Below are 10,692 nucleotides of genomic sequence, written 5' to 3'. Positions count from 1 at the left end.
GCTCCCGTGTCCGCGACCTACCTGCTCGACGCGACGCGCGGCCAGCCGCTGCGCGCTGTGCGCGGCGCGATGGGCATCCACCGGATGCCCGACATGCCGCAGGACGGCGTGAGCGCGGCCGTCGACGTCAACGAACTGGATGCCGATGCGTGGCTTGCGCTTGCCCATACGCTGAAGTCCGACACGCCGCGCGCGCAGGAGCCGCAGGCCGCGCCTCGCGTCGATTTCGCCAGCTTCGCGCCGAAGCGCTTCGCGTTCCATTTCGGCACGCTGAAGCTGCTCAAGCGCAACTGGGAAAACGTGATCGTCGGCGCGTCGCACATCGACGAGCTGTGGCAGGCGAACATCGCGTCGAACCAGGTGTCGGGCTACCTGTCGTGGGCGCCGGGCGGCGGCCACAACGGCGCGGGCGTGCTGAACGCGCGGCTCGCGAAGCTCGTGGTGCCCGACAGCGCGCAGCACGATCTCGTCGGCCGCGCGATGAACCTGCCGACACCGACCGACCGCCCGATGCCGTCGATCGACCTGATCGTCGACCAGGTCGTCGCGCGCAACCACGACATCGGCCGCCTCGTCGTCAACGCACGCAATATCGACGAAGCCGGCACGCCGGTCTGGCAACTCGACAAGCTGGAGCTGTCGAACCCGGACGCGAAGCTGACGGCAACCGGCAACTGGCGCACGTCGCGCCGCGCGCTCGCCCGCGGCACCGACGAGAACGATGCACCGCGCCGCACCGTATTCGACTTCAAGCTCGACATCGGCAACGCGGGCGCACTGCTCGACCGCGTCGGCCTGCCGCGCACGCTGGCGGACGGCCATGGCTCGGTTACCGGCAAGGTCGGCTGGCGCGGCGGCCCGACCGCGCTCGACTTCCCGTCGCTCGGCGGCCAGATCGCGCTCGATCTCGAACACGGCCAGATCCTGAAGGTCGATCCGGGCGCGGCGAAGCTGCTCGGCGTGCTGAGCCTGCAGAGCCTCGCGCGCTTCCTGACGCTGAATTTCCGCGACGTGATCGGCAAGGGGCTGCCGTTCGACAAGATCACCGGCACCGGGCAGATCTCGAACGGGATCGCCCGCACCGACGACTTCTCGATGATGACGGGGCCCGCGAACGTGACCGTGCGCGGTGCGGTCGATCTCGGCACCGAGACGCAGGACCTGCATGCACACGTCGCGCCGAAAATCAGCGCGGGGGCCGCCGCGATCGGGGCGGCCATCATCAACCCGCTGCTCGGCGTCGGCGTGCTGGCCGCGAACTATGCGCTGTCGGAGACGCTGTCGCGCGCGTTCGCGCTCGACTACGCGATCACCGGCTCGTGGGCACACCCGCACATCGAGCGGGTGCGGGGCGATCAGGGTAAGATGAATCACGGTCCGGCCGATGCGGCGAACCATTGAGCCACACGCTGAACCGCGCACGGTGCCGGGCCGCACCCCATTTATGACGCAACCGATCCTGCGATGACCGACCACACCCGTTCCGCCACGCCCTTCCAGGTCGCCGCGCTGCAGATGGTGAGCACGCCGGACGTCGCGCGCAATCTCGCGGAGGCACGCCGCCTGATCGCGGAAGCCGCCGGCGAAGGCGCGCAGCTCGTACTGCTGCCCGAGTATTTCTGCTTCATGGGCCACCGCGACACCGACAAGCTCGCGCTCGCCGAACCCTACCAGGACGGCCCGATCCAGCACTTCCTCGCGGACGCCGCGCGTCGCCACGGCATCTGGGTGATCGGCGGCACGCTGCCGCTGAAGGCGCCGGAGCCCGATCGCGTGCTCAACACGACGCTCGTGTTCGATCCGTCCGGCAACGAAGCCGCGCGCTACGACAAGATCCACCTGTTCAACTTCGAGAAAGGCGACGAGTCGTTCGACGAGGCACGCACGATCCGCGCGGGCGATACGGTCGTTGCGTTCGACGCGCCGTTCGGGCGGGTCGGCCTGTCGGTCTGTTACGATCTCCGCTTTCCGGAGCTGTATCGCAGGATGGGCGACTGCGCGCTGATCGTCGTCCCGTCGGCGTTTACGTATACGACGGGCCGCGCGCACTGGGAAACGCTGCTGCGCGCGCGGGCCGTCGAGAACCAGTGCTACGTGCTCGCGGCCGCGCAAGGCGGCAAGCACGAGAACGGCCGGCGCACCTGGGGCCACAGCATGCTGATCGACCCGTGGGGCGAGATCGTCGCGGTCCGCGACGTGGGCGCCAGCGTCGTGCTCGGCGCGATCGATCCGCAGCGCATCGCCGACGTGCGCCAGAGCCTGCCCGCGTGGCGGCACCGCGTGCTCACCTGAATCCGGCCGCGCCGCTTGAAACGCCGCGCGGCCAACCCATCTGCCCAGAAGCACCCGACAACTTTTTGAGAAACCCCGATATCCGCATGAACATCATCGAACCCGGCATCCGCAACCTCGCGCTGGCGAAGGACATCCTGCTCACGCCGTACGGCCTCGACGAAAGCCTGCTCACGCGCACGATCGCCGACATCTTCACGCATCGCGTCGACTACGCGGACCTGTACTTCCAGGCGACCCGCAGCGAAGCGTGGAGCCTCGAGGAAGGCATCGTCAAATCGGGCAGCTTCAGCATCGACCAGGGCGTCGGCGTGCGCGCGGTCGCGGGCGACCGCACCGCGTTCGCGTACTCCGACGACCTGTCGCCGGAAGCGATCGCGCAAGCCGCTGCCGCCACCAAGGCGATCGCGGCGGCCGGCGGCGGGCGCCAGAAGATCAAGGCGGCAACGTCGCTGAAAGGCATCTCGGGCCGCGACCTGTACCTGCCGTCCGATCCGCTCGCGTCGCTCGACGCGACGGCCAAGGTCAAGCTGCTCGAGCGCATCGAGCAGATGGCGCGCGGCCGCGACCCGCGCATCACGCAAGTGATGGCAGGCCTCGCCGGCGAATACGACGTCGTGCTGGTCGCGCGCAGCGACGGCGCGCTCGCGGCCGACATCCGCCCGCTCGTGCGCGTGTCGGTCACGGTGATCGCCGAGCAGAACGGCCGTCGCGAGATCGGCTCCGGCGGCGGCGGCGGTCGCTTCGATTACGCCTACTTCACCGACGAAGTCCTGTCGCGCTACGTCGACGACGCCGTGCATGCGGCACTCGTCAACCTCGACGCCCGCCCCGCGCCGGCCGGCGCGATGACGGTCGTGCTCGGGCCGGGCTGGCCGGGCGTGCTGCTGCACGAAGCGATCGGCCACGGCCTCGAGGGCGACTTCAACCGCAAGGGCTCGTCCGCATTCGCGGGCCGGATCGGCGAGCGGGTCGCCGCGAAGGGCGTGACCGTCGTCGACGACGGCACGCTGCCGAACCGCCGCGGCTCGCTGAACATCGACGACGAAGGCAACCCGACGCAGTGCACGACGCTGATCGAGGACGGCATCCTGAAGGGCTACATCCAGGACACGCTGAATGCACGCCTGATGAAGATGCCGGTCACCGGCAACGCGCGCCGCGAGTCGTACGCGGCGCTGCCGATGCCGCGCATGACGAACACGTACATGCTGAACGGCGACAAGGATCCGCAGGAAATCATCGCGTCGGTGAAGAACGGCCTGTACGCGGTGAACTTCGGCGGCGGCCAGGTCGACATCACGAACGGCAAGTTCGTGTTCTCGGCATCCGAGGCGTACATGATCGAGAACGGCAAGATCACCTACCCGGTGAAGGGCGCGACGCTGATCGGCAGCGGCCCCGAATCGCTGAAGGACGTGAGCATGATCGGCAACGACATGTCGCTCGACTCGGGCGTCGGCGTGTGCGGCAAGGAAGGCCAGAGCGTGCCGGTCGGCGTCGGCCAGCCGACCCTGCGGATCGACCGGATGACGGTCGGCGGTACGGCATAACCACATCACGGCGCAGACATTCCGCGCATTTTAAAGAAAACGCGCGGAATGTCCGCATTTTCGACGTTTCCCGGTTGCCAGCCGACCGGCGACGGGGTATAAATTCCGAATCAACTTTTTTGACGAACCGAATCTCCGTCATGTCCGCCAAGTTTTACTTTTACTTTTTTTGGTATCTCAGACCGCTGGCGGATCGAGAGGGTTGATGGCGCGTAAAGCGCAACCGAAATTCCCGAAAAAACCGCCGGCGAACCCGGCGGTTTTTTTTCGCCCTTCGCCACCCGGTCGCCGTCGCAGCGGTCCCGCGGCCTCGACCGAAACCACTGAATCGCTTGAATTGATGAATCTGCCGCACGCCCACTCGCACTGACCGAACGGCGCCCGGAACCAAGGAGAAACAGCATGCCCCCGCACAACACCGACGACGTCCGCATTCGCGAACTCAAGGAACTGACGCCGCCCGCCCACCTGATCCGCGAATTCGCGTGCTCCGAAGCCGCGTCCGAGCTGATCTACAACTCGCGCCAGTCGATGCACCGCATCCTGCACGGGATGGACGACCGGCTGATCGTCGTGGTCGGGCCGTGCTCGATCCATGACACGAAGGCGGCGATCGAGTACGCGGGCCGGCTGGTGAAGGAGCGCGAACGCTTCAAGGGCGAACTGGAAATCGTGATGCGCGTGTACTTCGAGAAACCGCGCACGACGGTCGGCTGGAAGGGTCTCATCAACGATCCGCACCTCGACAACAGCTTCAAGATCAACGAAGGGCTGCGCACCGCGCGCGAGCTGCTGCTCCAGATCAACGAGATGGGGCTGCCTGCCGCGACCGAATACCTCGACATGATCAGCCCGCAGTACATCGCCGACCTGATCTCGTGGGGGGCGATCGGCGCGCGCACGACGGAATCGCAGGTGCACCGCGAGCTCGCGTCGGGGCTGTCGTGCCCGGTCGGCTTCAAGAACGGCACCGACGGCAACGTGAAGATCGCGGTCGACGCGATCAAGGCCGCATCGCAGCCGCACCATTTCCTGTCGGTGACGAAGGGCGGCCATTCGGCGATCGTGTCGACGGCGGGCAACGAGGACTGCCACGTGATCCTGCGCGGCGGCAAGGCGCCGAATTACGACGCGGTCAGCGTGAATGCCGCGTGCGCGGACATCGGCAAGGCTGGCCTCGCCGCGCGCCTGATGATCGACGCGAGCCACGCGAACAGCTCGAAGAAGCACGAGAACCAGATCCCTGTTTGCGCCGACATCGGCCGCCAGATCGCGGCCGGCGACGCCCGCATCGTCGGCGTGATGATCGAATCGCATCTCGTCGAAGGGCGCCAGGACCTGAAGGAAGGCTGCGAGCTGACCTACGGCCAGAGCATCACCGATGCGTGCATCGCGTGGGACGACAGCGTGAAGGTGCTCGAAGGCCTCGCGGAATCGGTGAAGGCGCGCCGCGTCACGCGCGGCAGCGGCAACTGATCGCCTCATCCGCCGAAACAAAAAAGCCCGGCTCGCACCGGGCTTTTTCATTGGCAGGAGACCCTCCGCCAGTGCATCACTCGAGCGCGCCCGAGCCGAAGATTTCGGTGTTCACGCGTTCCGGCGCGACGCCAGCCGCAACCAGCGCGTCACGCTGCGCCTTCATGAACCCGATCGGGCCGCAGATGTAGTAGTCGGCGTCCGGCACCAGCGAGTATTGCTGCACGCGTTCCGGCGTGAGGCGCCCTTCCAGGTCGTAGTCGATGCCGGCGCGATCGTTCGGGCCGACCAGCTCGTACAGCACCGTGCGCTTGACGTTCGCATGGTCGCGCACCGTATCGTTCAGCCAGTCGCGGAACGCGTGCACCGCGCCCGAGCGGCAGGCATGAACGAACCGCACTTCGCGCTGGCTGCCCTCGGCGATCAGCGTCGACGCCATCGACATCATCGGCGTGATGCCGACGCCGCCGGAGATCAGCACCACCGGCGTCTCGACGCCACGCTTCAGCGAGAATTCGCCCATCGGCGCGGTCACCTCGACGATCGCCCCCTCTTCCACGCCGTCGTGCATCAGCGTCGACACCTTGCCGGCCGGAATGACTTCCGGCTTGCCGGCTTCACGCTTCACCGAGATGCGCAGCCACTTGCCGTGCGGCGCGTCGGACAGGCTGTACTGGCGCGGCTGGTCGACGCCGAGGTCGCCAACGAAGCGCTTCACCGTGATGTACTGGCCAGGCTCGAACGTCGGCGCCGCGCCGCCGTCGGCCGGCGTCAGGTAGAACGACGTGATCTCGTCGCTTTCGCGCACCTTGCGCTCGACCTTGAACGGACGGAACCCGCTCCACGCGGCGCCCGCGTAAAGGTCCGCCTCGACACCGATCAGGATCTGCGCGAGCTGGCCGTACGCGACGCGCCACGCCTCCAGCGTTTCCGCATCGACCGCGTCGCCCAGCACTTCGACGATCGACGCGAGCAGGTTCTCGCCGACGATCGGGTAATGCTCGGGGCGGATGTTCAGGCTCGCGTGCTTGTGCGCGATCTTGGTCACGGCGCCGCCCAGCGCGCCGAGGTTGTCGATGTTCGCCGCATACGCGTAGACGGCCTTCGCGAGCGTTTCCGGCTGGCTGCCCGTCTTCTGGTGCGTCTGGTTGAACAGGTTCTTCAGTTCCGGATGGCGCGCGAACATGCGCTGGTAGAAGTGCTTCGTGATCGTCGCGCCGTGCACGGCGAGGACAGGGGCAGTGGCCTTCACGCGAGCCATCTGGTCAGCGGTGATGTGGGTCATGTTCGTTCTCCGTTAAACATGCACATACGATACATCTTTAAAAATGGACGCCCCCCGGGCAAATTGTCGCAGCGCGGCAAAGGGGCAAAACGTCAGCGGACCCGGCCGCGCTCCCACAGCACGTCCGATCCGCCATCGGTGCGGTTCAGCACGCGTGCCAGCACGAACAGCAGGTCCGACAGCCGGTTCACGTAGCGCCGCGGCGCATCGTTGAGCGTCTCGGTGCGCCCGAGCGCGACGATCGAGCGCTCCGCGCGGCGGCACACGGTTCGGCACACGTGCGCGAGTGACGCCGCGCGCGAGCCGGCCGGCAGGATGAATTCCTTCAGCGGCGGCAGCGTCGCGTTGTAGTCGGCGAGCCAGCGGTCGAGACGTGCGAGATGCGTGTCGTCGAGCACGGTATGGCCCGGAATGCACAATTCGCCGCCGAGATCGAACAGGTCGTGCTGGATCGTCACGAGCGCGGTGCGGATCTCGTCCGGCAGCGTTTCGGCGAGCAGCACGCCGAGGTTCGAGTTCAGTTCGTCGACGTCGCCGATCGCAGCGATCCGCGTGTCGTCCTTGCCGATGCGCCGGCCGTCGCCGAGTCCGGTGGTGCCATCGTCGCCCGTGCGCGTGGCGATCTTGCTCAAGCGGTTGCCCATGCGAATGTCCTCTCGTGCGCGGCCGCGACGCGGCCCGGTTGCGTTCGAACGCGATTATCGCAGCCCGCGGAGGCGGGCGCAGCGGGCGTTACAGCGTAGAATGGCCCGAAACCCTGCAGCACGGGAGCCGGGCCGGCGCCAACGCGTTCACCCGGATCGACAAGGAGACGTACGTGAATCACCCTGCCCAGCCGGCCGCCACGCGCCGCCCCCTTCCCCCCGCCATGCTCGATGCGCTGCGCGCCGCCTTCGGCGAGCGCGTGTCGACCGCTGAAGCCGTCCGCGCCCACCACGGCCGCGACGAATCGCCGTTCGACCCGCAGCTGCCCGACGCCGTCGTGTTCGCACACAGTGCGGACGACGTGCGCGAAGTCGTGTCGCTGTGTTCGCTGTACAGCGTCCCGCTGATCCCGTACGGCGCCGGCTCGTCGCTCGAAGGCCACCTGCTCGCGGTACGCGGCGGTGTCTCGCTCGACCTGTCGGAAATGAACCGCGTGCTGTCGATCAACGCCGAAGACCTGACCGTGACGGTCGAGCCGGGCATCACGCGCAAGGCGCTCAACGAAGCACTGCGCGACACCGGCCTGTTCTTCCCGATCGACCCGGGCGCCGACGCGAGCATCGGCGGGATGACCGCAACGCGCGCGTCGGGCACCAACGCCGTGCGCTACGGCACGATGCGCGAGAACGTGCTCGGCCTGACCGCCGTGCTCGCCGACGGCCGCGTGGTGAAAACCGGCTCGCGCGCCCGCAAGTCGTCGGCCGGCTACGACCTCACGCGCCTGTTCGTCGGCTCCGAAGGCACGCTCGGCGTGATCACCGAGATCACGCTGCGCCTGCATCCGCTGCCCGAAGCCGTATCGGCCGCGATCTGCACGTTCCCGTCGATGGGCGACGCGGTGCGCACCGTGATCGAGACGATCCAGATCGGCGTGCCGATCGCGCGCGTCGAATTCGTCGATGCGCTCGCGGTGCGCTCGATCAACCGCCATTCAAACCTGACGCTGGCCGAAGCGCCGACGCTGTTCTTCGAATTCCACGGCACCGAGGCCGGCGTGAAGGAACAAGCCGAGCTCGTGCAGGCGCTCGCCGGCCAGAACAACGGCCAGGGCTTCGAATGGGCAACCCGCCCCGAAGACCGCAGCCGGCTCTGGGCAGCGCGCCACAACGCGTATTTCGCGATGCTGCAGTTGAAACCCGGCTGCCGCGCGGTAACGACCGACGTGTGCGTGCCGATCTCGCAGCTCGCCGCGTGCGTCGAGGAAACCGAAGTCGACCTGCGCGCGTCGTCGCTGCCCTGCCCGATCGTCGGCCACGTCGGCGACGGCAATTTCCACGTCGCGATCCTGATCGACCCCGACAAGCCGGAGGAAATCGCCGAGGCCGAGCACATCAACGACCGCATCGTCGAGCGCGCGCTGCGCCTCGGCGGCACCTGCACGGGCGAGCACGGCGTCGGGCTGCACAAGATGCGCTTCCTGCCGAAGGAGCACGGCGACAACGCGATCGATACGATGCGTGCGATCAAGCTCGCGCTCGATCCGCGCAACCTGATGAATCCGGGCAAGATTTTCACGTGCTGACACGGCGGCGCGACGCCGCGCCGCCTGCAGCAGGAGACCCAATGAACGCTCCCGTCGAACTGTCGAGCGCGGCACGCGCGCAGCGCCAGCGTGAAGTCGTGCAGGCGCTGATGGCCGTGCTGCCGACGCACTGCCTGCTGTACCGCGACGAAGATACGGCGCCGTACGAATGCGACGGCCTGTCCGCGTACCGCCGCCTGCCGCTCGCGGTGGCGCTGCCCGAAACGGAATCGCAGGTGCAGCGGATCGTGCAGATCTGCCGCCGCATGGAGGTGCCGATCGTGCCGCGCGGCGCGGGCACGAGCCTGTCGGGCGGTGCGCTGCCGATCGCGCTCGGCGTCGTGCTGTCGCTTGCGCGCTTCACGCGCATCGTCGAAGTCGATCCTTACGCGCGCACGGCAACCGTGCAGCCCGGCGTGCGCAACCTCGCGATCTCGGAGGCCGCCGCGCCGTACGGCCTGTATTACGCGCCCGATCCATCGTCGCAGATCGCGTGCACGATCGGCGGCAACGTCGCGGAAAATTCCGGCGGCGTCCACTGCCTGAAATACGGGCTGACCGTGCACAACGTGATGCGCGTGCGCGCGGTGACGATCGACGGCGAGATCGTCGAATTCGGCTCGCTCGCACTCGACATGCCGGGCCTCGACCTGCTCGCCGTGATGATCGGCAGCGAAGGGATGTTCGCGATCGTCACCGAGGTCACGGTGAAGCTGATCCCGAAGCCGCAGACGGCCCAGCTCGTGATGGCGAGCTTCGACGACGTCGTCAAGGGCGGCGAGGCCGTCGCGGCGATCATCGCGTCGGGGATCATCCCGGCCGGGCTCGAAATGATGGACAAGCCGGCCACGCAGGCCGTCGAGGCGTTCACGCACGCAGGCTACGACCTCGAGGCGAAAGCGATCCTGCTGTGCGAATCGGACGGCACGCCGGAAGAAGTCGCGGAAGAGATCGTGCGGATGACCGCCGTGCTGCGCGAGCATGGCGCGACGCGCATCCAGGTATCGCGCAACGAACACGAGCGGCTGCGCTTCTGGTCGGGCCGCAAGAACGCGTTCCCCGCCGCCGGCCGCATTTCCGCCGACTACTACTGCATGGACGGCACCGTGCCGCGCCGCGCGATCGGCCCGCTGCTCGCACGCATCGAACAGCTCGAAACGCGCTACGGGCTGCGCTGCATCAACGTGTTCCACGCAGGCGACGGCAACATGCATCCGCTGATCCTGTACAACGCGAACGATCCGGACGAACTGCACCGCGCCGAGCAGTTCGGCGCGGAAATCCTCGAATGCTGCGTGGAATTCGGCGGCAGCGTGACGGGCGAGCACGGCGTCGGCATCGAGAAGCTCAATTCGATGTGCGTACAGTTCTCGCCGCAGGAGCGCGATGCATTCTTCGCGGTCAAGCGCGCGTTCGATCCGGCGGGGCTGCTGAACCCGGACAAGGGCATCCCGACCCGCGCGCGCTGCGCCGAGTACGGTCGCCAGCACGTGCGCGGCGGGCTGCTGCCGCATCCCGACCTGCCGCGCTTCTGAGCTTCACGCTCGGTACGCGGCCCGTGCCGGCGGCCGGGTCGCGTCCGCGCGGCCCGTTCGCGCGACGGCGCAAGCATGCGACCGGCAATACTGGGCTTAGGGATAGTCGCGATGTGGATTCGCGCCACCCCGGTACAATCGACCGAACAACAAGTCGAGGCAGCAACAGAACATGGAAGAGGACGACATCGTCGCCGGATGGGCCGAGCGCATCCGCGCCGCCAGTGCCGACGGCCGGCCGCTGCGGATTCGCGGCGGCGGCACCAAGGACTGGTACGGCCAGGCGCTCGAGGGCGAAATACTCGACACGCGCGCGTTTCAGGA

General features: G+C 67.7%; 8 protein-coding genes and 1 pseudogene. 7 read left to right on the top strand and 2 right to left on the bottom strand.

Annotation, left to right across the window (positions count from 1 at the left end; translation table 11 throughout):
- The 4 genes from G3N99_RS26400 to aroG form a co-directional block, all read left to right on the top strand.
- On the top strand, positions 1-1,401 hold a 1,401-nt coding region (locus G3N99_RS26400), incomplete at its 5' end, for an AsmA-like C-terminal region-containing protein (protein ID WP_277396447.1).
- Between the two features lie 63 nt (positions 1,402-1,464).
- Positions 1,465-2,292 (top strand): carbon-nitrogen hydrolase family protein, encoded by an 828-nt coding sequence (locus G3N99_RS26395; protein ID WP_046544982.1) that lies wholly within the window; start codon positions 1,465-1,467, stop codon positions 2,290-2,292.
- 86 nt (positions 2,293-2,378) lie between these two features.
- Positions 2,379-3,845: a metalloprotease TldD gene (tldD, locus tag G3N99_RS26390; RefSeq protein WP_174939265.1), complete on the top strand. Its 1,467-nt coding sequence runs from the start codon at positions 2,379-2,381 to the stop codon at positions 3,843-3,845.
- A gap of 402 nt (positions 3,846-4,247) precedes the next feature.
- On the top strand, positions 4,248-5,321 hold the full coding sequence (gene aroG, locus G3N99_RS26385) for a 3-deoxy-7-phosphoheptulonate synthase AroG (RefSeq protein WP_174939263.1): 1,074 nt from the start codon (positions 4,248-4,250) through the stop codon (positions 5,319-5,321).
- 76 nt (positions 5,322-5,397) lie between these two features.
- On the opposite strand, the gene hmpA is transcribed toward aroG, so the two are convergent.
- Complete coding sequence (gene hmpA / locus G3N99_RS26380) at positions 5,398-6,606, bottom strand: NO-inducible flavohemoprotein (protein WP_206123857.1); 1,209 nt, start codon at positions 6,604-6,606, stop codon at positions 5,398-5,400.
- Between the two features lie 92 nt (positions 6,607-6,698).
- Positions 6,699-7,250 (bottom strand): cob(I)yrinic acid a,c-diamide adenosyltransferase, encoded by a 552-nt coding sequence (locus G3N99_RS26375; RefSeq protein WP_039361370.1) that lies wholly within the window; start codon positions 7,248-7,250, stop codon positions 6,699-6,701.
- A gap of 173 nt (positions 7,251-7,423) precedes the next feature.
- Between G3N99_RS26375 and G3N99_RS26370 the strand changes: the two genes are divergently transcribed.
- The 3 genes and pseudogenes from G3N99_RS26370 to glcE all read left to right on the top strand — a co-directional run.
- The gene (locus tag G3N99_RS26370; RefSeq protein WP_174939259.1) at positions 7,424-8,833 is read left to right on the top strand and encodes an FAD-linked oxidase C-terminal domain-containing protein; all 1,410 of its coding nucleotides are present in this window, start codon (positions 7,424-7,426) and stop codon (positions 8,831-8,833) included.
- A 41-nt stretch (positions 8,834-8,874) separates the two neighbouring features.
- Entirely contained in the window at positions 8,875-10,368 is a 1,494-nt protein-coding gene (locus tag G3N99_RS26365) for an FAD-linked oxidase C-terminal domain-containing protein (protein ID WP_011351007.1), read from the top strand.
- A 172-nt stretch (positions 10,369-10,540) separates the two neighbouring features.
- Positions 10,541-10,692, top strand: a pseudogene (gene glcE, locus G3N99_RS26360) (glycolate oxidase subunit GlcE); the annotation flags it as partial.

Source organism: Burkholderia sp. Ac-20392 (assembly GCF_017104585.1).
Lineage (GTDB): Bacteria > Pseudomonadota > Gammaproteobacteria > Burkholderiales > Burkholderiaceae > Burkholderia > Burkholderia lata.
The sequence above is the reverse complement of the archived record's forward strand: the minus strand, read 5'-3'. Positions and strand labels throughout refer to the sequence as shown.

Excerpts from the sequence above, each read along its gene's own strand:
- G3N99_RS26395 (WP_046544982.1), top strand. The coding sequence starts at position 1,465 with ATGACCGACCACACCCGTTCCGCCACGCCCTTCCAGGTCGCCGCGCTG.
- tldD (WP_174939265.1), top strand. The coding sequence starts at position 2,379 with ATGAACATCATCGAACCCGGCATCCGCAACCTCGCGCTGGCGAAGGAC.
- aroG (WP_174939263.1), top strand. The coding sequence starts at position 4,248 with ATGCCCCCGCACAACACCGACGACGTCCGCATTCGCGAACTCAAGGAA.
- hmpA (WP_206123857.1), bottom strand. The coding sequence starts at position 6,606 with ATGACCCACATCACCGCTGACCAGATGGCTCGCGTGAAGGCCACTGCC.
- G3N99_RS26375 (WP_039361370.1), bottom strand. The coding sequence starts at position 7,250 with ATGGGCAACCGCTTGAGCAAGATCGCCACGCGCACGGGCGACGATGGC.
- G3N99_RS26365 (WP_011351007.1), top strand. The coding sequence starts at position 8,875 with ATGAACGCTCCCGTCGAACTGTCGAGCGCGGCACGCGCGCAGCGCCAG.